This is a genomic window from Haloplanus sp. C73 (assembly GCF_051195115.1).
Classification (GTDB): Archaea; Halobacteriota; Halobacteria; order Halobacteriales; family Haloferacaceae; genus Haloplanus.
This window is the reverse complement of the sequence record NZ_JBNTJZ010000001.1, coordinates 38,026-61,142: the sequence shown is the minus strand read 5'-3', so window position 1 is coordinate 61,142 and position 23,117 is coordinate 38,026. Positions and strand designations below refer to the sequence as shown.

26 protein-coding genes are annotated in these 23,117 nt (G+C 68.1%); 12 read left to right on the top strand and 14 right to left on the bottom strand.

Annotated features, from left to right (window positions below; translation table 11 throughout):
- Positions 1 to 52: 52 nt before the first annotated feature.
- Together ACQUSQ_RS00320 and ACQUSQ_RS00315 are read right to left on the bottom strand one after the other, a co-directional pair.
- Entirely contained in the window at positions 53 to 1,408 is a 1,356-nt protein-coding gene (locus tag ACQUSQ_RS00320) for a substrate-binding protein (RefSeq protein WP_435066484.1), read from the bottom strand.
- Positions 1,409 to 1,489: 81 nt separating this feature from the next.
- Positions 1,490 to 2,209: a haloacid dehalogenase type II gene (locus ACQUSQ_RS00315; RefSeq protein ID WP_435066483.1), complete on the bottom strand. Its 720-nt coding sequence runs from the start codon at positions 2,207 to 2,209 to the stop codon at positions 1,490 to 1,492.
- A gap of 35 nt (positions 2,210 to 2,244) precedes the next feature.
- On the opposite strand from ACQUSQ_RS00315, the gene ACQUSQ_RS00310 reads away from it, so the two are divergent.
- Entirely contained in the window at positions 2,245 to 2,976 is a 732-nt protein-coding gene (locus tag ACQUSQ_RS00310) for a GNAT family N-acetyltransferase (RefSeq protein WP_435066482.1), read from the top strand.
- Here the strand turns inward: ACQUSQ_RS00310 and tmcA are convergent.
- Positions 2,973 to 5,171: a tRNA(Met) cytidine acetyltransferase TmcA gene (gene tmcA, locus ACQUSQ_RS00305; protein WP_435066481.1), complete on the bottom strand. Its 2,199-nt coding sequence runs from the start codon at positions 5,169 to 5,171 to the stop codon at positions 2,973 to 2,975. The genes ACQUSQ_RS00310 and tmcA overlap by 4 nt on opposite strands.
- Positions 5,172 to 5,398: 227 nt before the next feature.
- On the opposite strand from tmcA, the gene rpl7ae reads away from it, so the two are divergent.
- From rpl7ae to ACQUSQ_RS00280, 5 genes are all read left to right on the top strand, one after another.
- Complete coding sequence (gene rpl7ae / locus ACQUSQ_RS00300) at positions 5,399 to 5,761, top strand: 50S ribosomal protein L7Ae (protein ID WP_049936844.1); 363 nt, start codon at positions 5,399 to 5,401, stop codon at positions 5,759 to 5,761.
- A gap of 6 nt (positions 5,762 to 5,767) precedes the next feature.
- A complete protein-coding gene (locus tag ACQUSQ_RS00295; protein ID WP_049936843.1) occupies positions 5,768 to 5,992 on the top strand; it encodes a 30S ribosomal protein S28e in 225 nt (74 codons plus the stop codon).
- Positions 5,992 to 6,186, top strand: coding sequence for a 50S ribosomal protein L24e (locus ACQUSQ_RS00290; protein ID WP_435066480.1), 195 nt, complete (start codon positions 5,992 to 5,994; stop codon positions 6,184 to 6,186). Before ACQUSQ_RS00295 ends, ACQUSQ_RS00290 begins: the two co-directional genes overlap by 1 nt.
- Positions 6,183 to 6,647, top strand: coding sequence for a nucleoside-diphosphate kinase (gene ndk / locus ACQUSQ_RS00285; RefSeq protein WP_435066479.1), 465 nt, complete (start codon positions 6,183 to 6,185; stop codon positions 6,645 to 6,647). Before ACQUSQ_RS00290 ends, ndk begins: the two co-directional genes overlap by 4 nt.
- Positions 6,648 to 6,761: 114 nt before the next feature.
- The gene (locus tag ACQUSQ_RS00280) at positions 6,762 to 6,974 is read left to right on the top strand and encodes a TOBE domain-containing protein (protein ID WP_435066478.1); all 213 of its coding nucleotides are present in this window, start codon (positions 6,762 to 6,764) and stop codon (positions 6,972 to 6,974) included.
- Here ACQUSQ_RS00280 and ACQUSQ_RS00275 read toward each other — a convergent pair.
- From ACQUSQ_RS00275 to ACQUSQ_RS00245, 7 genes are all read right to left on the bottom strand, one after another.
- Positions 6,971 to 8,035 carry a methionine synthase gene (locus ACQUSQ_RS00275; protein ID WP_435066477.1) on the bottom strand — a complete coding sequence of 355 codons (1,065 nt, stop codon included), beginning with the start codon at positions 8,033 to 8,035 and terminating at the stop codon, positions 6,971 to 6,973. The two genes, ACQUSQ_RS00280 and ACQUSQ_RS00275, sit on opposite strands and share 4 nt — an antisense overlap.
- Positions 8,032 to 9,018 carry a 5-methyltetrahydropteroyltriglutamate--homocysteine methyltransferase gene (locus ACQUSQ_RS00270; RefSeq protein WP_435066476.1) on the bottom strand — a complete coding sequence of 329 codons (987 nt, stop codon included), beginning with the start codon at positions 9,016 to 9,018 and terminating at the stop codon, positions 8,032 to 8,034. Before ACQUSQ_RS00270 ends, ACQUSQ_RS00275 begins: the two co-directional genes overlap by 4 nt.
- Before the next feature lie 59 nt (positions 9,019 to 9,077).
- Positions 9,078 to 9,659, bottom strand: a complete 582-nt coding sequence (locus tag ACQUSQ_RS00265) for a HemK2/MTQ2 family protein methyltransferase (RefSeq protein ID WP_435066474.1) — start codon at positions 9,657 to 9,659, stop codon at positions 9,078 to 9,080.
- Positions 9,652 to 10,752, bottom strand: a complete 1,101-nt coding sequence (locus ACQUSQ_RS00260) for a mechanosensitive ion channel family protein (RefSeq protein WP_435066473.1) — start codon at positions 10,750 to 10,752, stop codon at positions 9,652 to 9,654. The genes ACQUSQ_RS00265 and ACQUSQ_RS00260 overlap by 8 nt, the downstream gene beginning before the upstream one ends.
- Positions 10,745 to 11,596, bottom strand: coding sequence for a 16S ribosomal RNA methyltransferase A (locus ACQUSQ_RS00255; protein ID WP_435066472.1), 852 nt, complete (start codon positions 11,594 to 11,596; stop codon positions 10,745 to 10,747). Before ACQUSQ_RS00255 ends, ACQUSQ_RS00260 begins: the two co-directional genes overlap by 8 nt.
- A gap of 91 nt (positions 11,597 to 11,687) precedes the next feature.
- Positions 11,688 to 12,296, bottom strand: coding sequence for a DUF655 domain-containing protein (locus ACQUSQ_RS00250; RefSeq protein ID WP_435066471.1), 609 nt, complete (start codon positions 12,294 to 12,296; stop codon positions 11,688 to 11,690).
- Positions 12,297 to 12,354: 58 nt separating this feature from the next.
- Entirely contained in the window at positions 12,355 to 13,233 is an 879-nt protein-coding gene (locus tag ACQUSQ_RS00245; protein ID WP_435066470.1) for a hypothetical protein, read from the bottom strand.
- 89 nt (positions 13,234 to 13,322) lie between these two features.
- Between ACQUSQ_RS00245 and mvaD the strand changes: the two genes are divergently transcribed.
- Positions 13,323 to 14,291: a phosphomevalonate decarboxylase MvaD gene (mvaD, locus tag ACQUSQ_RS00240; RefSeq protein WP_435066469.1), complete on the top strand. Its 969-nt coding sequence runs from the start codon at positions 13,323 to 13,325 to the stop codon at positions 14,289 to 14,291.
- Here mvaD and ACQUSQ_RS00235 read toward each other — a convergent pair.
- Entirely contained in the window at positions 14,288 to 14,815 is a 528-nt protein-coding gene (locus ACQUSQ_RS00235) for a hypothetical protein (protein ID WP_435066468.1), read from the bottom strand. The genes mvaD and ACQUSQ_RS00235 overlap by 4 nt on opposite strands.
- A 73-nt stretch (positions 14,816 to 14,888) precedes the next feature.
- Between ACQUSQ_RS00235 and ACQUSQ_RS00230 the strand changes: the two genes are divergently transcribed.
- The gene (locus ACQUSQ_RS00230) at positions 14,889 to 16,013 is read left to right on the top strand and encodes an NAD(P)/FAD-dependent oxidoreductase (RefSeq protein ID WP_435066467.1); all 1,125 of its coding nucleotides are present in this window, start codon (positions 14,889 to 14,891) and stop codon (positions 16,011 to 16,013) included.
- Positions 16,014 to 16,187: 174 nt separating this feature from the next.
- Entirely contained in the window at positions 16,188 to 16,850 is a 663-nt protein-coding gene (locus ACQUSQ_RS00225) for an RAD55 family ATPase (protein ID WP_435066466.1), read from the top strand.
- Here ACQUSQ_RS00225 and ACQUSQ_RS00220 read toward each other — a convergent pair.
- Together ACQUSQ_RS00220 and ACQUSQ_RS00215 are read right to left on the bottom strand one after the other, a co-directional pair.
- Positions 16,844 to 18,547 carry a hydantoinase B/oxoprolinase family protein gene (locus ACQUSQ_RS00220; protein ID WP_435066465.1) on the bottom strand — a complete coding sequence of 568 codons (1,704 nt, stop codon included), beginning with the start codon at positions 18,545 to 18,547 and terminating at the stop codon, positions 16,844 to 16,846. The two genes, ACQUSQ_RS00225 and ACQUSQ_RS00220, sit on opposite strands and share 7 nt — an antisense overlap.
- Positions 18,544 to 20,577, bottom strand: coding sequence for a hydantoinase/oxoprolinase family protein (locus ACQUSQ_RS00215; protein WP_435066464.1), 2,034 nt, complete (start codon positions 20,575 to 20,577; stop codon positions 18,544 to 18,546). Before ACQUSQ_RS00215 ends, ACQUSQ_RS00220 begins: the two co-directional genes overlap by 4 nt.
- 583 nt (positions 20,578 to 21,160) lie before the next feature.
- Here ACQUSQ_RS00215 and ACQUSQ_RS00210 point away from each other — a divergent pair.
- From ACQUSQ_RS00210 to ACQUSQ_RS00200, 3 genes are read left to right on the top strand one after another with little or no spacing between them, the layout of a single operon-like run.
- On the top strand, positions 21,161 to 21,535 hold the full coding sequence (locus tag ACQUSQ_RS00210; RefSeq protein WP_435066463.1) for a YlbF family regulator: 375 nt from the start codon (positions 21,161 to 21,163) through the stop codon (positions 21,533 to 21,535).
- 32 nt (positions 21,536 to 21,567) lie between these two features.
- Complete coding sequence (locus ACQUSQ_RS00205) at positions 21,568 to 22,191, top strand: MinD/ParA family ATP-binding protein (RefSeq protein WP_435066462.1); 624 nt, start codon at positions 21,568 to 21,570, stop codon at positions 22,189 to 22,191.
- Positions 22,192 to 22,212: 21 nt separating this feature from the next.
- Complete coding sequence (locus ACQUSQ_RS00200; RefSeq protein WP_435066461.1) at positions 22,213 to 22,836, top strand: RAD55 family ATPase; 624 nt, start codon at positions 22,213 to 22,215, stop codon at positions 22,834 to 22,836.
- Here the strand turns inward: ACQUSQ_RS00200 and ACQUSQ_RS00195 are convergent, their stop codons facing one another.
- Positions 22,837 to 23,097, bottom strand: a complete 261-nt coding sequence (locus ACQUSQ_RS00195; RefSeq protein WP_435066460.1) for a hypothetical protein — start codon at positions 23,095 to 23,097, stop codon at positions 22,837 to 22,839. It abuts the gene before it with no gap.
- Positions 23,098 to 23,117 lie beyond the last annotated feature (20 nt).

Sequence of the window (23,117 nt, the reverse complement as noted above, 5' to 3'; positions counted from 1 at the left end):
TCATAATCGACTATAATCTTGCGCTACGGAACGCCGGGGGTGCCGGCGTCAGTTACTCGTCGCCGTACTCGCCGAGTTCGCATTCGGCCGCCGGCCCTTCGTCACAGGCGTAGCCGACGTCGTCCCGGCTCGTGAGGTTGATGAGTTCGTAATACTGCCCCGACTGCTGTTCGGACTCGGGCAGACCGCGAACGACGGGGACGGCGCGCTGGGCCTGGTGGTCGCAGGCGCGCATCGTCTCGGGACCCATGCCGATGTTGTCGTACTCGTAGCCTTCGAGTTCGCGGATGACCTCGGGCGGGTAGAACGTCTCCGCGCGCTCGACGGCCGCGGCGTACTGGAGCGTCTGGGCGTAGGCGAGCTGGGCCACGCCCGAGGGGATGCGGTCGTACTCGTCCTGGAACGCCTGCGTGAACTCCTCGGACGGCGTGTTGTCGATTTGGGAGTCCCACGCGACGGTCCCGAAGACGCCTTCGATGGAGCCGCCGGCGGCCTCGGCCATCGGGCGGTTGTAGAGCGGGAGGAGGATTTCCATGTCCTCGTCGAGGCCGGCGTCGACGGCCTGACTGACCGAGGTTGCCCCGTCGAGTCCGTAGTGGTTGAGGACGAGCACGTCGGCACCGGAGTTCGCTGCCTGCGAGAGATACGACGAGTAGTCGCTGGTACCGAGCGGCGTCGCGACGGAGTCGACCTGTGACCAGCCGGCCGTCTCGGTCAGGAACTGGTTCATCGACTCCTGCTGGGTCTGGCCCCAACTGTAGTCGGCGTAGAGCTGGTAGAACTCCAAGTCCTCACCGTACTCGTCGCGAACCACCGGTGCGAGCGCCTGTCCGGTCATGTACGCGTTGAAGACTTCACGGAACCCGTACCGGGCGCAGTCGACGCCGGTCGTGTCGTTGGAGTGTGTGAGACAGGCCATGAACATCACGCGCTCGTCCTGACACAGCCCTTGGACGGAGATGGCGACGGCGGAGGACGACCCGCCGGTAATCATAATCACGTCGTCGCGCTGAATCATTCGCGAGGCCGACTGGCGTGCCTGGTCGGCGTCGGTGGCCGTGTCGCCGGTCACCGAGTCGATTTCGTAGTCGAGGACGCCGTCACCGGAGAGGTCGTCGAACTGCGTGTCGACCCAGCCACCACCGTTGTTCAGGTGGTCGACGGCGAGTTCGTAGGCTCGAAGCTCGTCTTCACCTTCGGAGGCGTACGGGCCGGACTGGGGGACGTTGAACCCGAACGTGGCCGTATCTCCCTCGATTGGATAGTTGCCGAGCGCCGGATACTCGGACTCGCTACCACCACCGCCACCACCGGAACAGCCAGCCAGTCCCACGAGGCCGGCTGTCCCAGCGGCGCCGGCGGCTTTTATCACGTCACGTCGGTCCATACGGCCGTCATTGCTACCCATACACATAGGGCGAGAGAGAATGGTAATAATAGTTTCTGTTCCTAGGATAACTTTCGAGAAGAACTGAGTAGTGAAAGATGATTAATTACTCTCGCCGACGGCGGAGAGCGAGCGGACCGTGTGGTCCGGGCGCGCGCCGATAGACTCCGGCGGGTCGCGCGACCGGTTCACCCACGTCGTCGCCATCCCTGCGTTCCCCGCGCCGGCGATGTCCCACGCGTTCGACGACACCAATCGGCAGTCGCCGAGCGACAGGCCCAGCGACTCGGCGGCGTGTTCGTACACTGCCGGGTCGGGTTTGAACGTCCGCACGTCGTGGGCGCTCAGGATGCCGTCGAGATGCGGGAGGAGGCCGGCATTCTCCGCCAGTCGCTCCAGCATCGCGGGGTTGCCGTTCGAGAGGACGACCACCTCGTGACCGGCCGCGGACACTCGGTCGAGCGCCTCGGCGGCGCCGGGGAACGGGTCGAGATTGTCGTACGCCACCAGAATCTGCTCTCGCTTCTCGGCACTCGGGTCGAGGTCGTAGGCCGCGAGCGCGTAGTCCAGCGCGTGGGCGGTCACGTCCCAGAACGGCTCGTAGTCGTTCATCTGTGCGCTCTGGTAGGAGTACTGGAGCTGTTTGCGTCGCCACGTCTCGTCGACGGCGGCGACCAGTCGCTCGGGGACGTCCAGCGTCTCGCCGAGACGCGTCCGGACGCTACTCGTGTCACACAGCGTGCCGTACATGTCGAAACAGAAGCCGACCATGGCCGACCCGACGGGTGGCAGGGCCTTGATTCGTTCCCCACGATTCTTCACGAATAATTAAGTGTGTTACCGTGGTACACAGGGGCATGGAACTGACCGAGCAACTGCACTTCGACAACGAGGACCGCCACGACATCTACGACTACGTCGAGGCCCGTGGGTCGGTACGCGCGGACAAGGTACGCCGGGCGCTGAATCTCGACCCCGAGGCGTTCGGTCACCACGTCACGATTCTGCGCCGCGACGGGTACGTCACCCGGGACGGGACCCATCTCACCGTCGCGTATCAGGAGGAAGACACCGAAGAACACGCCACCGACGACTTCGCGTACACGATTCGGACGGCCGAACAGCGCGACCTCTCGGGACTCATCGGCGTCATCCGACAGGTGGCCGAGGAGGGGACGTACATCGAGGCGGAGTCGGTGGCCGACCTTCTCGACCACGAGGAGGTGATTCTCCGACACAACGAGGTGCGTTCGCGGATGGTCTTCGTCGCCTGCGTCGACGACGAGGTGGTCGGGTGGGTCCATCTCGACCTCCCCGAGATGGAGAAACTCGCGCATACGGCGGTGTTGACCGTCGGCCTCCTGTCCGAATACCGCAACCACGGTCTCGGGACCGCGCTCCTCGACCGGGGCGTTCGCTGGGCGGACGAACACGGCTTCGAGAAACTCTACAACAGCGTCCCGGCGACGAACGAGGCCGCCATCACCTTCCTCGAAGACCAGGGCTGGGAGGTCGAGGCCGTCCGCGAGGACCACTATCGCATCGACGGCGACTACGTGGACGAGGTGATGCTCGCGGCGTCCGTCTAATCGTACCGCTGACGCTCCTCGCTTGCGGCGTCCGTTCCGTAGCGCTCGATGAGCGGTTTGACCGCCTCGCCCAGCGAGCGCATACACTGCCGCGTCGAGACGTAGTCTAAGTCATCGGCCACCCGCTCCCAGTCGTGAGCCTGCAACGGCTTTCGCACGAGGAGGCGCTCCTCGCTCGCCGTGTGGTCGTCGACCGGGTCGAGCAGGCCTGCGAGCGCCAGCGACCGAAACGCGCCGGGTGCGGCGTCGTAGAGTCCCGGGCCGTACGCCGCCGCGGCGACGACCCGCCACTCGTGGGGTGTCAACTCGGGGTCGAAGTCGGCGTCGGTCGCCCGCAGTATCGCTCGTGCCACGTCGGGCGAGAGATCATCGAGCGCATCGGAGAGGCCGTCGCGCATCCGCGCGCGGAACCGGCGGGCGTGCCGGTCGTGGAGTTCCTGCCCGTCGGGGCTCGTCGGGCGCAGCATGAGCGCCGAGTACTCCCCACTGGTGGCGTTGCGCGTGGTCGAGCAGTGGACGGTCCGGTAGCCGTTGTCGGCCCAGAACCGGACGAGCCGCGGTGTGGCGCCGAAGCCGACGCCGAACCAGTCCACGTCGGCGTCGAACTCGTCGTGACAGGAGGTAAGAAGCCGGGAGCCGAACCCCGACGACCGGACGGCGTGATGCGTGGCAATCCGTAACACTCGATAGCCGACGGGCGCGCCCGCGTCGATATCCCGCAACTGGCTCGTCAGGACGTCCGGGAGCATGTTGCCGCGGACGCGCTGACCCTCGTACATCGACTCGCGCAGGGAGGCGTCGAGGCCGCCCTCCCGCGCCAGCAACGCGACGGAGACGACGTGCCCGTCGACACAGAGCGCCCGGCAGGTCAGGTTCGGCGCGTCGAGCAGGCGGTGCAGGTCGTCCGGCTCCGTCCGGTAGTGCGCGAGGACGAGGAGGCCGAAGGCTTCGCGGAGGAGGTGTTCGTCCCCGGCGAGTTCCGCGGCGTCGAGCCGTCGATAGGTGGCGTCGGCGGGGTCGGCGTCCGCGACGAGTTGGTCGACGGCGGGGCGGGCATCGAGCAAGAGCGCCCGGAACGCCCACACTTCGACGGGGTCGCCCGCGGCGTAGCGAATGGGGTCGTCGAGGCGGACGCTCGTCACCGCGTGGTCGCTCTCGGCCAGTCGCTCGCGAAAGCGCACGTCGAAGCCGCGACCCGTTCCCTCGTAGCCGTGGACGGTGGTGACGAAGGCGACGGCGGGGGCGTTGAGAAAGGCGGTCAGCCGGCGTACGGGCAGGGCCGCCGCCTCGTCGACGATGACCGCGTCGGGGTCGTCGGGCAGCGCCGTCGCCGCGTCGGGGTCGAGATACCGTACTCGGCCCCCGCCGGTCGCGGTGAGGACGTGGTCGTCGCGTCCGTCGAGAGCGTCGAGGGTCGAGAGGAGGGCCGCGGCTCGGTCGAACACCTCGGCGGCGTTGCGGTAGGCGGGCGCGGTGACGAGGATGTCACGACCCGCGGCGGCGAGGCTCCCGGCGGCGAGGCCGGCGGCGGCCGACTTCCCTCGCCCTCGGTCGGCTTCGACGACGACAGCCCCCTCGCCGTCGAGGGTTTCGAGCGCCTGCACCGCGTCGACTTGGTCGGTCGTGAGGCAGGCGTTGTAGGCGGCGTCGGGGAAGGTGGCGTCGGCGGGCGTCGAAGGCGGGGTGCAGGTCTGGGGTGGCTGTGGGTCGGTCAGCCCATCGCACTCGATTCGGCCGGTGTCCACGTCGACGACGGCGACGCCGGGATGGGTGCGAAGCGTCTCGGCCAGTCGCCGTCGGAAGTGCCCGGTCACGTCGTCGACGGTGAACGGCGGGACGGCGAGGCCCTCGTCGCCGGGGCGCTCCGGCCAGTCGTCCAGCGGCGGTGTCAGGAGGACGAGCAGTCCGCCGCCGTCGACGGCGCCGACGACGCGGCCGAGGCGGTTGGCCGAGAACCCCTCGTGACAGTCGAGGACGACGGCGTCTTGGGTGGTGCCGAGGAGGTCGGCGGCGTGGTCGGTGTCGCCCCGTTCGTGGGGGCTGACGACCGTCGCGTCGGCGTCGTCGAGCGCGGCCACGGCGTCGCTGGCGGCGTCGAAGCCGCGCTCCCGGTCGCCGGCGAGGGTGAGCAGTCGCCGCTCGTTCGCGCGCTCGGCTTCGGCCGCGAGCGCGGTGACGAGTTCGGCGCGGTCCATACCCGGCGTACCCCGGCGGCGACCAAGGGCCTTGCCATCTGTGTGCCGCGCTCTCACGCTCTGACGGCTTTGAAAGCGCTTTTATGGGGTCCCCAGCTAATGATGCGTACAGCCTGCCCGGGGTTGATGATGCGCCTCGCCATCAGGGACTCTGAGCCGGCGTCGGACGGCCGACGCCCGCTCGCACTCTGGTGAGGTGTGCGAGCCCACGGGCGGGGGGTACAATCATGTCAGTTTACGTCAATTTCGATGTCCCGGCGGATCTCGCCGAGAGCGCTATCGAGGCGCTCGAAGTAGCGCGAGACACAGGCAGCGTCAAGAAAGGAACCAACGAGACGACCAAGGCGGTCGAGCGCGGTAACGCCGACCTCGTCGTCATCGCGGAGGACGTCCAGCCCGAAGAAATCGTGATGCATCTGCCCGAACTCGCGGACGAGAAGGGCATTCCCTACGTGTTCGTCGAGACGCAGGACGACGTGGGTCACGCCGCCGGCCTCGAAGTCGGGAGTGCCGCGGCAGCCATCGTCGATGCGGGCGACGCGGAAGAACAGGTCGAAGACATCGCCACGAAGGTCGAGGACCTCCGGTAAGCCACCATGAGCGCCGAAGAGAGTGCCAGCGACTCGATGCCGGCAGAAGTCATCGAGATCGTCGGCAAAACCGGCATGCATGGCGAAGCCATGCAGGTCAAATGCCGAATTCAGGAGGGCTCGAATCAGGGGCGAATCATCACGCGCAACGTGCTGGGTCCCGTCCGCGAGGGCGACGTGCTCCAGCTGCGCGAGACACAGCGAGACGCCGACTCCATCGGAGGACAGTAATGGTCGATACACGCACCTGCGATTACACGGGCGAGGAAATCGAACCGGGTACGGGAACGATGTACGTCAAGACCGACGGCACCATCCTGCACTTCGTCGACTCCAAGGCCGAGAAGAACTACTTCCTCGGTCGCGAGGCTCGTGACCTCGAGTGGACGGCTGACGGGCAGGCCGCCGGCGGACAGAACGAATGAGCGACACCGAGCGCACCTTCGTGATGGTCAAGCCCGACGGCGTCCAGCGCCGTCTGGTCGGCGAGATTATCTCTCGCTTCGAGGACCGCGGCCTCAAGCTCGTCGGCGCGAAGTTCATGCAGATATCCGACGAACTCGCCCACGAGCATTACGGCGAGCACGAGGGCAAACCCTTCTTCGAGGGCCTCGTCGACTTCATCACCTCCGGACCCGTCATGGCGATGGTCTGGGAGGGACAGGACGCGACCCGGCAGGTCCGCCGCATGATGGGCGAGACCGACCCCGCCGAGTCCGACCCCGGCACCATCCGCGGTGACTTCGGACTCGACCTCGGTCGGAACGTCATCCACGGCTCCGACCACGCGGACGAGGGCGCGAACGAGCGCGAAATCGACCTCTTCTTCGACGAGGACGAACTCGTCGACTACGAGCAGGCCGACGAAGGCTGGCTCTACGAATAACCGCGCTTCGCGGCTCTTTCGCTGTTTCTTTCCGATAGTGGCGTCACTGCGACACCGAGCGAGATTGTGTCACTCACTACTCATTTAAGTCCTCGGGCGGCGTTGTCGGTACTGATGTCACTCAGTGCCCGGAACCGGCTGAGCGGAACCGTACAGAGCGTCGACACCGACGGCCTGATGGCCGAAGTCGCAATCGAACTCGACGCCGGACAGGTCGTCACCGCCGTCATCACGGCCGGGTCGGTCGACCGGCTGGGCGTCGAAGAGGGCAAAGAACTCAACGCGGTCGTCAAAGCGACCGAAGTGATGGTCGAAACCGAGGACTAGTCCGCGCGCATCTCCGGCCCGAGGTCGATTTCGCCGGCGTCGAGTTCGGCTTCGATTTCTCGGGTCGCCGTGACCATGTTCTCGATTTTCTGGTACGCGACTTCTCGGGGCAGGAGCTTCACGCCGCAGTCCGGACTGACCGTCAGGTTCTCCGGTGGCACGACCTTGAAGCCCTCCTTGATGTTCTCCTTGATTTCCTCGACGGACTCGACGTCCGTCGTGTGGACGTCGACGACGCCGAGCGCGAGGTCCGTCGTGAACTCGGGGTCGGTGAAGACGTCAATCTGCTCGTAGTCGCCGTTACAGAGTTCGAGGTCGAACTCGTCGATGGGGTACTCGAGGAGTTCGGGGTAGATGCGGGAGTAGTCGCCGTAACAGACGTGGAGTCCGATGCGCACCTCGTCGGGGATGTCCGCGACGATGCGTTCGAGACACTCGCCGACGATGGCGTGGTCGTCGGGCGTCGTCGCTAGCGCGGGCTCGTCGATTTGGATGTAGCGCGCGCCGGCGTCGACCAGCGCCTCGATTTCCTCGTTGACGAGGTCCGCGAGCGCGTAGGAGAGTTCGGCGTCGTCGTCGTAGGCCTCGTTGAAGGACCACGACGCGAGCGTGTAGGGGCCAGTTATCGGCACCTTGACCGGCTTGCTCGCGGCGTCGCGCGTGAACTCGAACTCGTCGACCAGCCACGACTCGTCGTACTCGACGTCGTCGACGACGGAGGGCTTGTCGAAGTAGTTGTGACCCCACACCTTCACAGGGCCGTTGAACTCGTAGCCGTCGATTCGGTCGGCGAAGAACTCGACCATCTCGTTGCGGCGCATCTCGCCGTCGGAGACGGTGTCGAGGCCCGAGCGCTCGTGTTCGTCGACGATGACGCGGCAGGCGTCGTCGTGAGCCTCGTGGAGGTGGTCCTCGGTGAACTTCGAGTCGGGGTCGTCGGCGAGGTCAGACACCCGGTTGAGCCACTTGGGCTTCGGGTAGGAGCCGACGATGGAGGTGAGCAGGAAGTGGTCGTTCGGGTGGTCGTCCGGGCGGAACTGCTCGCGGTTGTTCTCGCTCATGCGTCCACCTCCGCGAGCGCGGCGGCGTCACCGAGTGCCTGCAACTTGTCCTCGAACTTGTTCACGGGCAGGTAGAACAGTTCGGTGTTGGAGGTGACGTAGGCGCGGTCGAAGTCGGGCTGGGTCTGGTCCTGCACCCACTCGACTCGGTCACGGATGGTCTCCGGCGACTCGACGAGCGTGTTCTGGCCGTCGACCAGCCCCATCGCAATCTGGTCTTTGGTGCCGTACTCGTTGATGTTGTAGAGCGACGCGTCGGCGTCGGTCACGAAGTCGAAGCCGATGGCGTCGACGTCGGCGTCCATGAGGTGGGCGTAGGTCTTCTCCGGGACGGCGCCCCAGTAGGTGTGAACCACGACGTCGGCGTCGGTGGCGGCGGCCACGCGGTCGATGGCCTCGCTCGCCAGTTCGTCCACGTCGTCTTCGGGCGGGTTCTCGACCAGCGACGGTTCGAGCAGGAACAGCGTCTCGTGGCTCGGGAAGCCGTCGAGTTCGTCGGCGAGATACGTCGCGATGGCGTCGAGGAACGCGGCCTCGTCGCCGTAATGCTCGTCGGTCGCGAGGTCGGCTAGCGAGTAGGGACCGGGCAAGACGGCCTGCAGGGCGTCGGTGTCGACGGCGTCGAGTTCGGCCGCTACGTCGCCCGAGGGCGTGAGTTCGCCCTGAACCTGCGGGTCGCGATAGAAGTTGTTGTTGTCGTAGTAGCGGACGATGCCGCCCGTCTCGACGTTCTCGTGAGTCGTCAGCGGGTGGGCGAGCATGTCGTCCCAGCGGAGCTGTCCCTCGACGACGCGGTCCAGTCCGGCGTCGGTCTGGGCGTCGACGACTTCGCTCCGTGCGCGCTGGTAGGCATCGGCGATTTCCGGCCCCTCGTCGCCGCTGATGAGGTCGCCTTTCTGATGCCCTTTCAGGTCCGATAGGTCGTCTTTCGCCCAGTCGGGAAGTGGATACAGCCCCGGCGTCGTGGCGATTAAATCGGTCATCACGTTAGCGTTCGTAATGCCGTCGCTTAATATTTGCTAAACCAAAATATGTCCGAGAGTTATTCGAGGCGCAGGATAGAGAGCGTCTCGAAGGGGTAGGACTCTTGGCGGACCGTCGACACGGAGAAGCCGTTTGCTTCCGCGCGGGCGACGACGGTGTCGAAGCCGGTGAGACTGCTCACCAGCAAGAGCACGTGTCCGCCCGGGCGAAGCACGCGCCCGACCGTATCGAGGAAGGGGTCGATGACTTCACGGCCGGACTCGCCGCCCGAGAGCGCCCGCTCCATCCGGTCGTCCCACTCGTTGTCGGGGTCGGTGGGGAGATAGGGCGGGTTGAACGCCACGGTGTCGAAGCTGTCGTCGCGAAACGGTTTCACGAGGTCGGCCCGGACGACGGGCAGGCCTCGGTCACGCGCCTGCTCGCAGGCCGCGAGGTTGTAGTCGCTCGCGACCACCGTCGCCTCGGTTTCGCGCGCGACCTGTTCGGCGACCCAGCCGGAGCCGGTACCCACCTCCAGCGTTCGCCCGCGGGCGTGTTCGACCGCCGCCTCGGCGAGGAGACGGGAGTCCTCTGCCGGCTGGTACACGTCGCGCTCCAGCCCCCGTCGCGCGGCGAGGTCGTCGCGGGTGTCGTCAGTCACGCTCGCCCTCGCTCTCGGGCGGCCTCGCTCCCTCGGCGACGGCGAACCCGCCTTCCTCCGCTCGGCCCATGAGTTCGCGCTGCGGGAACGGGATTTTGATGCCCGCCTCGTCGTAGGCGTCGGTGACCGCTTCGATGACGGCGGTTCTGGCCCGCCACATCCGCCGCGCACTCGGGTTGTCTATCCACACCCGCACCCCGAGGACGATGGCGGAGTCGCCGAAGCGCTTGCCGACGACCTGCGGGGTCGGCACCTGCAACACCTCGTCGAGTTCTTTGACCGTCTCGCGGGCGATGTCCGCCGCCCGCTTGGGGTCGTGGTCGTAGTCGATGCCAACCTCCACCTCGATTCGGAGCCGGCCCTTGCGCGTCCGGTTGGTGATTGGCTGGCCGCTCACCTCGTCGTTCGGGAGCATCACGTACTCGCCCTCGAACGTCTGGATGCGCGTCGTGACGATGGTGATGTCGGTGACGATACCTTCGCTGTCTCCGATTTCGACCCAGTCGCCGATTTCGAAGGGTCGCGAGAACATGAGGACGAAGCCCGCGAGGACCGCTCCGAGCGTCTGCCGGGCCGCCATCCCGACGACGATGCCGAGGAAGCCGGCCCCGACGAGCAGGCTCCCGAGGTCACGGGTGAACAGCCCGACCACGACGAGGAGGGCGAAGGCGTAGAGACTCACCTGCGTGAGTCGGTAGACGATTTCTCGCTGGTGCTCGCTGATGCTGGAGCGTTTTCCCGTGAACTGGCCGATGATGCGGCCGACGAACCCCGTCATGGCGTACGTCGCCGAGAGGATGACGACCGCGAGCAACACCCGCCCGGCCATATCCTCCAGACCGAGACTCTGATACGAGCGCTGGAGCGGGTCGACTAAGTCCCAGAGAAGTACGACCCCGACGATACCGCCAGCGGTCGTTATCGTCACGCCCGCCGACACCGCGAGGTCGACGGCCGAGTGACTCGACGTCGATTCCTGCCGTCGTCGCCACCGCCGCGCCCCCATCCGAACGCCGAGGACGAGAATCACGATGACAGCCGTCGCTATCAGCCGGGTGACCGTCGTGTCCGCCGCCGTGACTGGCTCAACCATTCTCGTCCTCCAGCCCGTGTTCCATAGCGAGACTCGCCAGCGCCGCGAAGTCGTCGGGCGCCAAGTCGCCCGCCCGCTTCGAAAGCAACGACTCCGGCGCCGCGTCGACGACAGCGTCCGGGTCGTCGAGCCCCGAGATGTGTGCCGTGTTTCGAATCCCGTTGCGGACCGTCTTCCGACGCTGGGTGAACACCGCCTTCACGAACCGCAGGAAAAAGGCCTCGTCCTCGACTTCGTAGTCGGGGTCGCGCGGCGTCGTGCGGACGATTGCGCTGTCGACGGCCGGGGGTGGCGAGAACGCAGTGGGCGGCACCGGCTCCACCACCTCGACCGCCGCGTAGTGCTGGGCGCTGACCGAGAGGCGGCCGTACTCGCTCGTTCCCGACTCGGCGGCCATGCGCTCTGCGAACTCCTTTTGAAACATCAGGACGGTCGGAATCCCGAGCGGAAGCAGGCGGAAAGCGAGTTCGCTCGACACGCCGTACGGCAGGTTCGAGACGCTCGCGGTCACGTCGGCCGGCAGGTCACACTCCAGCGCGTCGTCGTTGACGACGGTCAACTGCCCCGACTCGATTTCGGGCGCGAACTCCTCGCGGAGGAAGGCGGCCAGTTCGGGGTCGCGCTCGATGACCGTCACTCGCTCGCTCGTCGCCAGCAGTCGGTCGGTGAGCGCCCCGGTCCCGCCACCGATTTCGAGGACGTGGCTCCGGTCGGCGTCCTCCGGGAGGTAGGTCGGCACCCGGTCGAGGACGCGCTCGTCGACCAAGAAATGCTGGTCACGGTCGGGGTTGCCGCGTACGCCTGCCCGTTCGAGCAACCGGTCCGGTGAGCGCGTCCCTGTCATCGTCCCCGATAGCGAGCGGGTCGGGGTAAAGTCCCCGTTTTGCGGCCATCGACTCTCACCGTCGCGCTCCGACGGGGCGAGCGACCGGCGCTCACTCCACGAACGTCCGGTACTTCAGGTCGTCGTCCCGGAGTTCTTCCAGAATTCGCTCGACGAGGACACCCTTCGGGTCGTGCAGCCCCGAAATCCGCTCTTCGAGTTCCTCGAAGCTCTCGAACGGCTTGCGCTTGCGCTCGTCCAGCACGTCGTTCCGGAGTTTCTTCCCGATGCCGGGCAGGAGGTTGAGCTGGTGGAGGCGGAGCGTGATTGGCTGTGCGTCGTTGTAGAAGTCGACGAACCGTCGCTCGTGTCGGTCGACGATTTCCTCGACGCCGTACTCGAGTTCGGAGTGGGCGGCGTTCGAGAGGTCGTCGAACCCCACTTCGCGGATGCGAGAGACGGCGTCGCGCTCCGAGTCGGGGCCGAGGACGATTCGGTCGCCGATGCTCACGTCCGCGTCGTCGTCGAGCGTGAGTTCGAGCAGTCGGAACTCCGACTCCCCGAGTGCGTACGCCAGCGGCGACTTCTTGTACTGGGGGCGGTCGTCGCCCGGCCGTCCGTGTGGCAGGTGGTCGAGCACGACCGCGTAGGTCCGCTCGTCTTCCTCCGCGGCGTCGACGCCCTGGTCGTCGCTGGCCTCTCCGCTCTCGGAGGTCGTCATACTCATCACTACGTCGACGGGATATTTAAACGGTCGGCCGGCGCGCTCCGCGACGCCGTCAGCCGAAGTCCTCGCCGAAGTCGGTCGCGCGGAGTTCGCCCGCAATCTGTGTCCGGAATCGGTTCTCGACCCGCTGCCACGACGGCGACTCGCGACCCGTCGCGTAATGCATCACGCCGACGGGGTAGCGGTAGGCGCCGTAGTCGAGTGAGATGCCCGCCGCGTAGTCGCCCGGCACCGACCGCTGGACGACGCGGTAGTTGCCCGACTCCGACACCGCCCGCGACACGGCCGTTCGGTCGACGCCGTCAAGGTGGGTGTCGAGCGGGTCGTGCTCGCTCGCCGCCACGAGGCCCTCGACCAGTTCGAGCGACGCGTCGCTCACGATAATCCACTGCCGGTCGCCGACCGCCGCCCCGTAGCCGCCGTTCGTAAGCAGGTCGTAGCCACCCGTAGAGCCCTGCTGGCGCCACCCGTCTCCGACCATACCCTCGACTGCCGTGCTGGCGTCGTAGTCGCCGCGCCCGAACGTCACGTTCGCCAGCCCGCCCGGCTGGACGTGGACGAGTTCGATCGCGTCGCTATCGGTGTATTTCGGTGGTCCCGCCCCGAGCCAGCCGTCGCGGAGTCGACTCTCGATGTTCTCGTCCTCGACGCTCCCGAGTACGCCCGCCGCGTTCAGATAGCGCGCCCAGACGTACGATTCGGCGGGCATCTCGGGATGAGTCGGCGTCCGGGCCAGCATCGTCTCGAAGCCGAGTGCTTCGCTCGGCGGCGTCTGGGGTGTCGACGTCGCGGTCGGTGTGGTGGTCGCCGTTCGGGTCGCCGTCCGGGTCGGCGTGGTCGACGTCTCCCCGTCGGCCGAACACCCGGCGAGCGTCGCGCTGCCGACTGCGCTCATCGCCGCGAGCACACGTCGGCGAGAGACGCGTGGCATACCCGTCGGTGGGACCGCGCCGGTTTATACTCTCGGCTGGTGCCCTCCGTTCCGGGACGTTTATCCGCCCGTCCGACGCCCGTTTGGGCATGAAAGCGACCGCGACGGCACACCCGATTCAGGGGCTGGTGAAGTACCACGGGATGCGCGACCCGGAGCTCAGACTCCCGTATCACGACAGCATCAGCGTCTGTACGGCCCCCAGTCGCACGACCACGACCGTCGAGTTCGGCGCGACGGACGAGGACGTCTACGTCGTCGACGGCGACCCCGTCGAGGGACGCGGCGCCGAGCGCATCGACGCCGTCGTCGACCACGTCCGCACTCTCGCCGACATCGACACACCCGTCCGGCTGGAGAGTGAGAACTCCTTCCAGTCGAACGTCGGCTTCGGGTCGTCGTCGTCGGGGTTCGCCGCCGCGGCGATGGCGCTCTGTGCCGCTGCCGACCTCGACATGACGCGCCCCGAAATCTCGACCGTCGCCCGCCGCGGGTCGTCCTCGGCCGCCCGCGCCGTCACGGGCGCCTTCTCCCAACTCTACACCGGCCTCAACGACGACGACTGCCGCTCCGAGCGCATCGAGACGGACCTCGAAGACGACCTGCGAATCGTCGCCGGCCTCGTGCCCTCCTACAAGGAGACGGAACAGGCCCACGAGGAGGCCGCCGACAGCCACATGTTCCAAGCGCGGCTGGCACACATCCACGAACAGATTGCAGAGATGCGGGACGCGCTCCGCGCCGCCGACTTCGACCGCGTCTTCGAACTCGCCGAACACGATTCGCTCTCGCTCGCGGCGACGACGATGACCGGCCCCGCGGGCTGGGTGTACTGGCAGCCACGCACCCTCGCCGTCTTCAACGCCGTCCGCGCGCTCCGCGAGGAGGGCGTACCGGTCTACTTCTCGACCGACACCGGCGCCAGCGTCTACGTCAACACCACCGCCGACCACGTCGACCGGGTCGAATCCGCCGTCGCCGAGTGCGGCGTCGAAACCGAGGTGTGGGAGGTCGGCGGCCCCGCCGAAGTGCGCCCCGAGAGCGACGCGCTATTTTAGGACTCCTCCCACTCGACGCGGTGTTCGTACGTCTCCGCGTCGGTGTGGAGCCACAGGAGCGCGCTCGAGACGTTCGGCTTTCGCTCCGTGCCGTGACTCGGGTCGCGCGAGCGGTAGTTGAGTTCGACCGTCGCTCCCGACGGATACTCGCGGGCGACGGTGACCGTGTGATACGACCGGTCGTAGCGGTCGACCGACGGCGTTACCGTCTCGAACCCCTCGGGCACCGCGTCGCGCTCGAACCGCCGACCCTCCCGTTCGGCCGCGTCGAGGCCGTCGAGGAGCGCGCTGAAATCTGCGATAGCGTCGGTCGCACCCGCCATCGGGAGGCCGCTCTGCTCGGCAAAGCGATGGGCCGCGGCCAACCCCGGCGCTCGGAGGGTCGTCCCCTCCAGCAGTCCCGCACCCTGCGCGTCGGCAACGGCGCGACTCCCCGCCGGTAACTGCGCGTCGAGAACGCGACGCAGTTCCGCGGGGTCGTCGACCGCGTGGGCCGTCCAGCAGACGAAGCCGTCGATAGCCATCGGTTCGCCCCTGACGCCGCCCGCACATAAAGCCCGCTCCGACCCTTCTTTGCCCTGCGGTCCAAGTGCGGGTATGCGCGTCGTCGTCCTCGGTGCCGGTTACGCCGGTCTCACGCTCGCCCGCCGTCTCGAATCGCGACTGCCCGAGGCGGCCGACCTCGTCGTCGTCGACGAGTCGGACACCCACCTCGTCCAGCACGAACTCCACCGCGTCGTCCGCCATCCGGGGGTCGCCGACGCAATCACGGTTCCATTGGACGAGGTGCTGGACTGGGCGACGGTTCGGACCGCCCGCGTCGAGAATCTGGACCGCGAGGCGCGGCGCGTCCACCTCTCCGACGGCGTCCTCGACTACGACTACGCCGCCGTCTGTCTCGGCGCCGAGACGGCCTTTTATGACCTGCCCGGCGTCGCCGACTACGGCCTCCCGCTCAAGCGCCTCGACCACGCTCGGGCCATCCGAGACGCCACGCTCGACGCCTGTGCCGTCGACGGACGGATGGTCGTCGGCGGCGCCGGTCTCTCCGGCGTCCAAGTCGCGGGCGAACTCGCGGCGCTGGCCGACAACCGGGACGCCGCCCTCGACGTGACGCTACTCGAACGCGAGTCGGCAGTCGCCCCCGCCTTCCCCGAGGCGTTCCAGACGGCCGTCCACGACGCCCTCGACGCCGCCGGGGTCACGGTTCGGACGGGCGAACGCGTCACGAGCGCCACCGCCGACGCCGTCGAACTCGACGGCGAGACGATGCCCTACGACGCCTTCGTGTGGACCGGGGGCATCCGCGGCCCGGACGCCGTGGGCGGTGAGCGGCCCATCGTCCGCCGTGACCTCCGCCTCGACGACCGCACGTTCGCCGTCGGCGACGCGGCGCGGGTCGTCGACGCCGACGGCGAGGCCGTCCCCGCGAGCGCCGCCGCCGCCATCCGCGAGGCGCGGGTCGCGGCGACGAACATCGACCGACTCGTGCGCGCGTCGCTCGATGGGGAAAGCGGGTTCGACCCCCGACTCGACCCCTTCCGGTTCGACGCGCCGGGGTGGATTGCCTCCATCGGCGACGACGCCGTCGCCACCGTCGGCTCGAAGGTCTTTACCGGCGCGTCGGCGCGGGCGATGAAAGCCGCCGTCGGCGCCGGGCACCTCTCCTCTATCGGCGCCGTCAGCCGAGCGGCCAATCTCGTCGCCGAAGAACTCGGCTGACCTCGTGACGACTGCGCGACACCGCCCGTTCTCACGGTCCCTATGACAAGAGGGTTTAATTGTCACCGACCCGGATTTGGGAGTAGGTGCCGAATATGATTGGGCGCGAGGGTGGGTCCATCTTGGGGGTCGACGACCGGCTGGTTTCGGTGTCGACACCACGGAGGCCGGCCGATGGCTGACGACGCCCAGACTGGGGCCTACCCAATCGCCGACGCCCTCCCCATCGACCTCGGCGAACTCGATTCGGGGCTGAACGTCTTGGTGTCCGGCCCGTCCATGTCCGGCAAGCGCCAACTGGTCTTCAACCTCCTCGCGCCCGACCCCGAGTCCATCGACCCCATCGTCGCGATGACGACGGACGACCCCGCGGCGCGCCTGCAGACGGAGTTCGACGACCGAAGCGTCCCTTTCGACCCGTCGACGCTCCGCGTCGTCGACGCCACGGGCGCGCCCGGCGACGCCGACCCCGCGATTCACCGCGTCAACTCCCCGGCCGACCTCACCGGCATGGGCGTCGCGTTCACGCAGGCGGTCGACCAGATGGGGACGCCCGACCGCCTCCGACTCGGCTTCGTCTCCATCTCGACGCTCCTCCAGTACGTCGACGCCGAGCGGGCGTTCTCGTTTCTGCACGTCCTCTCGCGGCGGACGAGCGCCGCCGGCTATCTCGGCGTCTACAGCCTCGACCCCACGACACACGAGGAGCGGTTCGTGAACGTCGTCACGTCGATTTTCGACGCCGCTATCGAACTTCGAGAGACAGAGGGCGACCGAGAACTTCGGGTCCGCGGACTGCCCGACGTCGACTCCGAGTGGACCGACTTCCCCTACTGAGCGTCTAACTCGTCCGGGTCCAGTCCGTACACCGACCGGACCGTCTCCGCCGACACTGCCCCGAGTCGTAAGTCGCGAGCCACGGCCGCGGGGTCTCGGTCGGCCGGGTCGCCGTACCCGCCACCGCCGGGCGTGCGCACGCTCACCACGTCGCCCGCGTCGAGGTCGTGTGTCGATTTGGCGGGGATGCGCTCGGGGTCGCCCTCCGCTCGCGTCAGGTAGTCCTCGCCGCGCGCGCCGTCGTCCCCGCCCGCGAGGCCGTAGGGTGCGTAGCGCCGGCGGTCGGCGAGCAGGCTGAACGCCACGCCGTCGACGAGGGCTTCGATGTCCCGTCGGAGGCCGAGGCCGCCCCGGAACTCGCCGCTTCCACCCGAATCCTCGCGGTACTCGTAGCGCCTGACGCGGACGGGATAGGCGGTTTCGAGCACCTCGACCGGCGTGTTGAGCGTGTTGCTCATGTGGGCGTGGACGCCGTCCATGCCGTCGCCGCTCGCGCGCCCGCCGTAGCCGCCGCCGATGGTCTCGTAGAACGCGAAGGCGTCGCCGTCGCGGTCCGTCCCGCCGAAGGTGACGCTGTTCATCGTTCCCTGTGCGGCGGCGACGGAGTTGGCCGGCGTCTCCTCGCCGAACGCCCCCAGCAACGCGTCCGTGACCCGCTGTGAGAGTTCGAGATTGCCGCCGACGACGGCCGCGGGCGGCGTCGCGTTCACGACACTACCCTCCGGCGCCCGAATCTCGATGGGGCGGTACGTCCCCGCGTTCGGCGGCACGTCCGGGTCGGTCACACAGCGCACCGCGTAGTACGTCGCACTCGCCGTCACCGCGAGCGGCGCGTTGATAGCGCCCGGCACCTGCTCGCTCGTCCCCTCGAAGTCGACGACGAGTTCGTCGCCGGCGACATCGACCGTCACCGCGATGCGGACGTCCTCGGTCCCCTGTCCGTCGTCGTCGAGGTAGTCCTCGAACGAGACGGTGCCGTCGGGAAGCGCCTCGATTTCGCTCCGCATCCGCCGCTCCCCGTAGGCCTTGATTTCGCTCGTCGCCGCGCGAAGCGTGTCGAGGCCGTGGCGCTCGGCCAAATCCCGAACCCGCTCGACCGCCGTTCGGTTCGCCGCGCGCTGGGCGCGGAAATCGCCCCGGCGCTCGTCCGGCGTCCGCACGTTCGACAGGAGGAGGTCGAACACGTCCTCGACGGGGTCGCCGCCGGCGTAGAGTTTCACGGGCGGCACGCGAAGCCCCTCCTGATATATCTCCGTCGAGTCGGCGGCGACGCTGCCCGCTCGCCCCCCACCGACGTCTGCGTGATGGGCGCGGTTGGCGGCGACAGCGACCAACTCGTCCTCGACGAAGACGGGCGTCACGAGCGTCATGTCCGGCAGGTGGGCGCCGCCGTGGAACGGGTCGTTGAGGAGGATGGCGTCGCCATCCGCCAGCGTCTCGGGCGGGAACGCCTCGATGGCCGCCGCGACGGAGTGGGGCATAGCGCCCAGATGGACCGGGATGTTCTCGGCCTGACTGAGTAGTTCCGCGGCGGGGTCGTCGCCCGACGTGACGTCGAACAGCGCACACGAGCAGTCCTTTCTGTCCTTGATGTTCGGAGAGTAACTCGTCCGGACGAGCGTTGCGTTCATCTCCTCGGCCACCGCGACGCAGGCGTTTCGAAGCACTTCGAGCGTGACTGGGTCTATCGCCGTCATGGCTCTATCACCACGTTCCCCCAGTCGTCGACGTGCGCGCTCGCCTCCGGCGGGACGACGGCGGTGCTCTCGCCGCCGGCCACCACCGCCGGCCCGTCGACGCCAGCGCCGGGCGCGAGCGTCTCGCGGTCGTACACCGGCGTATCAATCGCCTCGCCGTCGAACGTCGCTGTCCGCGTCGTCGTCGGCGCCGGGTCGGTCGTCCCCTCGTCGGCTACCGTCGACGCCGGTGGATCGACGACGCCCCGCGAGCGCAGGCGCACCGTCACGAGTTCGAGGGGTTCGTCCGGCGAGGCGTGTCCGTACCGTCGCTCGTGGCGGTCGTGAAACCGGTCGGCGACGGCCGCCAGCGCCTCGTCGTCCAGTCGTCCGTCCGGCACCGACACCCGGAGGTCGAACGACTGGCCGCGGTATCTGAGGTCGACCGCTCGCTCGAATCGCCGCCGCTCGGCGGGGTATCCCTCCGAATCCAGTCGCTCGCGCCCCGACGCAGCCATCGCCTCGAACCGCTCGGTCAGGTCGGCGGGGTCGACGTCGACCCACGGACGGACCGCGGAGACCCCTTCCTCGTAGACGGCGTCGCTGATGAGGAGGCCGTGGGCGGAGAGGACGCCAGCCGAACGGGGGACGACCACCCGCGGCACGTCGAGTTCGGCCGCGAGTTCGGCGGCGTGGAGCGGCCCCGCACCGCCATACGCGACGAGCGAGAAGTCGCGGGGGTCGTGGCCGCGCTCGACCGACACCACGCGGAGCGCTCGCTCCATGTTCGCGTTGGCAACGTCGAGGACGCCCTGTGCCGCCTCCGTGACGCTCAGGCCCAGCGGGTCCGCGACCCGGTCGGCCATCGCCTCGCGGACCGTCGCCTCGTCCGCGCTCCCATCGAAGAAGTCGTCGGGGTCGATTCGGCCGAGGAGGTAGTGGGCGTCGGTGACCGTCGGCGCCGTCCCGCCGCGTCCGTAACAGATTGGGCCGGGGTCGGCGCCGGCCGACTTGGGGCCGACCCGGAGGCTCCCGCCCTCGTCGACCCACGCGATGGAGCCCCCGCCCGCGCCGATGGTGTGGACGTCGACCATCGGCACGGTCACGGGGTAGTCGCCCACCTGTCCCTCCGTGGTGACGACGGGGTCGCCGTCCCGGACCAGCGACACGTCACACGACGTGCCGCCCATGTCCATCGTGAGGACGTCGTCCAGTCCCGCCACGCCGGCGACGTGCGCGGCGCCCCGAACCCCCGCGGCCGGTCCCGAGAGAAGCGTGTTCACCGGGCGCTCGCGCGTGGCCGACGCCGACGCCACGCCCCCGTTCGACTGCATCACCTTCACCGGCGCCGGCACGCCCGCGTCGGCGACGCCGCTCTCCAGCCGGCCCAGATACTGGTTCATCACCGGTTTGAGCGCCGCGTTGATAGTCGTCGCCAGCGTGCGCTCGTACTCTCGAATCTCGGGCAGCACCTCGCTCGATAGCGAGATTTCGCAGTCGACGCCCTCCTCGACCAGCAGTTCGCGCATCCGTCGCTCGTGGTCGTCGTTCTCGAACGCGAAGAGGAAGGCGATGGCGACGCTCTCGGCGTCGCTCTCGGCGATGGCCCGCGCCACGTCGCGGGCCGCGTCCTCGTCTAATGGCTCGACCACGTCGCCCCGGCGGTCCAGTCGTTCCGGAACCTCGTGACGGCGGTGGCGCTCGACGATGGGCGCGGGTTTCTCCGCGTCGAGGTCGTACAGGCTCGGGCGGGTCTGTCTCCCGATTTCGACCGCGTCGCGAAAGCCTTCGGTCGTCACGAGCGCCGTCTCGGCCCACGCTCGCTCCAGCAGAGCGTTGGTGGCGACGGTGGTACCGTGGCCGAAGAAGTCCACGTCCGCGGGGTCGAAGCCGACGGCGTCGCTCGCGGTGTCGAGGCCGTCGAGAACGCCCCGGTCGGGCGCGGCCGGCGTCGAGGGCACCTTCAGCATCGCGAGGCCCGACTCGGTGGCGACGACGACGTCCGTGAACGTCCCGCCGACGTCGACCCCGATTCGGATGTCGGAGTTCATACCGGGGAGCCACGGGGGTCGGGCTGATAAATCCCGGTTCGACATCCTCGCGGATAGTGTTCGGATAAACCGATACAACTAGAGCCACCTCGAAAGCCCCCGGTGTCTCGGCTCCCGGGACTCGCTGTGCTCCTCACTCCGTTGCGGTGCTTGCGTCGTCGACGGATCGCAAAGCGATCCGTCTGGCTCGTCAGACCTTCGGTCTGACGACCGTCACCAGAACGCTCCGCGTTCTGGTTGGCTCACGAGAGCTTCGCTCTCGTGAACGTCCGGGTACGCCGAGACACCGGCCCCTTTCAGTCCCGCCCGCGTCGGCTATTCAACCAGCCGCCGTCGGGCGGATGAAAGGGGCGACTCGTCATCGGGCGGCTTCGCCGCCCGATTGCCCGAGGGAGCTTTGCTCCCTCGCTGCTGGAGGAAGGCGGGTGACGTAAGCGCGCGAGCGAAGCGAGCGCGCGCAACGAGCCCCCCGACTCCAGCGAGTCGGGGCTTTCGAGGTGTCAACAGTCTCCTCGTACTTATCTGAACAGCGCCATCCTCGCGAGGCGGCAAATTGAAGCGACTGGCGATACGAGAGCAGAGTATGAGTACGAACGTCTCGAAACTCGAGGACCTCGGTCACGAACTCGGTGAGGAAATCGCCGCTACGCCCGCCTACGAGCGGTTTGAGGAGGCGAAAGCCGCCGTCGAGAACGACGACGACGCCCAAGAGAAGATTGCAGAGGTCGAGCGACTCCGCGACGAGTTCGTCGCCGCCCGCGAGACGGGCGAGGCGTCACAGGAGCACATCGGCCAACTCCAGCGCGCCCAGAACGAACTCCACACCATGCCCGTCATGGAGGAGTATCTGAACGCACAGGAAGCGCTCCAGAACCAGCTCGAAGCCGTCAACGAGGCCATCTCCGAGCCGCTCGATGTCGACTTCGGCGGCGAGGCCGGCGGCTGCTGTAACGACTAGCTTCTTATCCGGTCGAGCGGCCACCCCGCCCCATGCTCGCTATCGCCGGCGGCAAGGGTGGTGTCGGGAAGACGACGACGGCGCTCGGCCTGTCGACAGCGCTCGACGGCCCGGTCGTCGCCGCGGACGCCGACGCCGACATGCCGGACCTCCACGCGCTCGCGGGCGTCGACCGCACCCCGACGCTTGCCGCCCTCCGTGAGCGCGACGTGCCGACCGTCGCCCAGCCACACCCCGACGACCCGGACGTGACGCTGCTCCCGGCGCCGAGATTCGACGACGCCGAGGCGGTCGACCGGTCGTTGGACCGGCTAGCCAGATGCGACCGGCCGGTCGTCGTCGACTGTCCCGCGGGCGCCGGCCCGGACGCGGCGGCGCCGCTCCGGCGGGCCGACGCGACGCTCCTCGTCACGACGCTCTGTGCGCCCGCGCTTCGCGACGCCGCGAAGACGGCGGCCATGGCCCGGACGCTCGACGCCCCGCCGCTCGGTGTCGTGTTGACGCGCACGCGCTCGTCGCCGTCGGCCGTCACCGAACTGCTCGACTGCCCGGTCGTGGCGTCGATACCGACCGCCGACGCGCCGATACTCGACGACGAGGGCGCTCGCACCGCTTACCGCCGGCTCGCGACCGCTGTGGGCGAAGACATATTATGATGCCGCCCCTAGATGTAGCGTATGGCTGACCGTCTCCCGACGGGTATCTCCGTCCTCGACCGACAGCTCGACGGCGGCATTCCTCCCGGGAGTATTCTGCTGTTGACGGCCGACCCAGCCAGTCAGTCCGAGTCGCTTCTCTACGAAATCGCGGCGGCTCGCGGCACGCTGTACGTGACGACCGTTCGCTCCGAGCAGGCGGTTCGCGACGCTGTCGACCGCTACCGCGGCGACATCGGCCGCCTGACGGTTCGGGACGCGGGCGACTACCCGCCCATCGACAACGCCACCCGCCTCGTGAAGGACCTGCCCGAGAGTTCGAACCTCCTCGTCGACGTGGTCGACCCGCTGGAAGCGGCGGACCCGGCCCGATACCGAGCCTTTCTCAACGAACTCCAGACGCATCTGGTCAACACGGGCTCGATTGCGGTGTTGCACGCGATGCACCGCGACCCGCCCGAAAACCGCTCGCTCACCGAGCACATGGCGGACGTGGTGTTCGACCTCAAGACCGACACGGAGGGCTCGCAAATCGTCAACCGGCTGGCCGTCCCCAAGTTCCGGGGTGGCGGCGCGCTCGAAGAGACAATCAAGCTCAAACTCACCGACGGCGTCACCATCGACACCAGCCGCGATATCGCCTGACTACGCCACAGCGTAAGCGCCAGTCCCGAGTGTCACGACGACTGTGAGCAGCATCCAGAGCCGCGGGTTCTCGACGGCGCTTCCGGTCGACCCCTTGCCCAGAAACAGGTAGCCGAAGTAGACGGCCAGCGGCGAGAGGCGAAGGAGCGGGCTGGCGGACACGCCGAGTCCGTAGCGGAGTACGAGCGACAGCGCGACGGTACAGCCCGCGGCGACGGCGGCGACGCGGAGGTCCGCCGCCACGTCCGCTGACAGATTCATGGTCGACCGTCGACCGGCCG

Bases quoted from the DNA above. Each gene is read 5' to 3' on its own strand.
- ACQUSQ_RS00210 (WP_435066463.1), top strand. From the start codon at position 21,161: ATGAGTACGAACGTCTCGAAACTCGAGGACCTCGGTCACGAACTCGGT.
- ACQUSQ_RS00310 (WP_435066482.1), top strand. From the start codon at position 2,245: ATGGAACTGACCGAGCAACTGCACTTCGACAACGAGGACCGCCACGAC.
- ACQUSQ_RS00255 (WP_435066472.1), bottom strand. From the start codon at position 11,596: ATGACAGGGACGCGCTCACCGGACCGGTTGCTCGAACGGGCAGGCGTA.
- ACQUSQ_RS00270 (WP_435066476.1), bottom strand. From the start codon at position 9,018: ATGACCGATTTAATCGCCACGACGCCGGGGCTGTATCCACTTCCCGAC.
- ACQUSQ_RS00195 (WP_435066460.1), bottom strand. From the start codon at position 23,097: ATGAATCTGTCAGCGGACGTGGCGGCGGACCTCCGCGTCGCCGCCGTC.
- ndk (WP_435066479.1), top strand. From the start codon at position 6,183: ATGAGCGACACCGAGCGCACCTTCGTGATGGTCAAGCCCGACGGCGTC.
- ACQUSQ_RS00220 (WP_435066465.1), bottom strand. From the start codon at position 18,547: ATGACGGCGATAGACCCAGTCACGCTCGAAGTGCTTCGAAACGCCTGC.
- ACQUSQ_RS00235 (WP_435066468.1), bottom strand. From the start codon at position 14,815: ATGGCTATCGACGGCTTCGTCTGCTGGACGGCCCACGCGGTCGACGAC.
- ACQUSQ_RS00245 (WP_435066470.1), bottom strand. From the start codon at position 13,233: ATGCCACGCGTCTCTCGCCGACGTGTGCTCGCGGCGATGAGCGCAGTC.
- ACQUSQ_RS00230 (WP_435066467.1), top strand. From the start codon at position 14,889: ATGCGCGTCGTCGTCCTCGGTGCCGGTTACGCCGGTCTCACGCTCGCC.
- ACQUSQ_RS00275 (WP_435066477.1), bottom strand. From the start codon at position 8,035: ATGAGCGAGAACAACCGCGAGCAGTTCCGCCCGGACGACCACCCGAAC.
- ACQUSQ_RS00280 (WP_435066478.1), top strand. From the start codon at position 6,762: ATGTCACTCAGTGCCCGGAACCGGCTGAGCGGAACCGTACAGAGCGTC.
- ACQUSQ_RS00250 (WP_435066471.1), bottom strand. From the start codon at position 12,296: ATGACGACCTCCGAGAGCGGAGAGGCCAGCGACGACCAGGGCGTCGAC.
- rpl7ae (WP_049936844.1), top strand. From the start codon at position 5,399: ATGTCAGTTTACGTCAATTTCGATGTCCCGGCGGATCTCGCCGAGAGC.
- ACQUSQ_RS00295 (WP_049936843.1), top strand. From the start codon at position 5,768: ATGAGCGCCGAAGAGAGTGCCAGCGACTCGATGCCGGCAGAAGTCATC.
- ACQUSQ_RS00225 (WP_435066466.1), top strand. From the start codon at position 16,188: ATGGCTGACGACGCCCAGACTGGGGCCTACCCAATCGCCGACGCCCTC.
- ACQUSQ_RS00290 (WP_435066480.1), top strand. From the start codon at position 5,992: ATGGTCGATACACGCACCTGCGATTACACGGGCGAGGAAATCGAACCG.
- ACQUSQ_RS00205 (WP_435066462.1), top strand. From the start codon at position 21,568: ATGCTCGCTATCGCCGGCGGCAAGGGTGGTGTCGGGAAGACGACGACG.
- ACQUSQ_RS00215 (WP_435066464.1), bottom strand. From the start codon at position 20,577: ATGAACTCCGACATCCGAATCGGGGTCGACGTCGGCGGGACGTTCACG.
- ACQUSQ_RS00260 (WP_435066473.1), bottom strand. From the start codon at position 10,752: ATGGTTGAGCCAGTCACGGCGGCGGACACGACGGTCACCCGGCTGATA.
- ACQUSQ_RS00320 (WP_435066484.1), bottom strand. From the start codon at position 1,408: ATGGGTAGCAATGACGGCCGTATGGACCGACGTGACGTGATAAAAGCC.
- mvaD (WP_435066469.1), top strand. From the start codon at position 13,323: ATGAAAGCGACCGCGACGGCACACCCGATTCAGGGGCTGGTGAAGTAC.
- ACQUSQ_RS00200 (WP_435066461.1), top strand. From the start codon at position 22,213: ATGGCTGACCGTCTCCCGACGGGTATCTCCGTCCTCGACCGACAGCTC.
- tmcA (WP_435066481.1), bottom strand. From the start codon at position 5,171: ATGGACCGCGCCGAACTCGTCACCGCGCTCGCGGCCGAAGCCGAGCGC.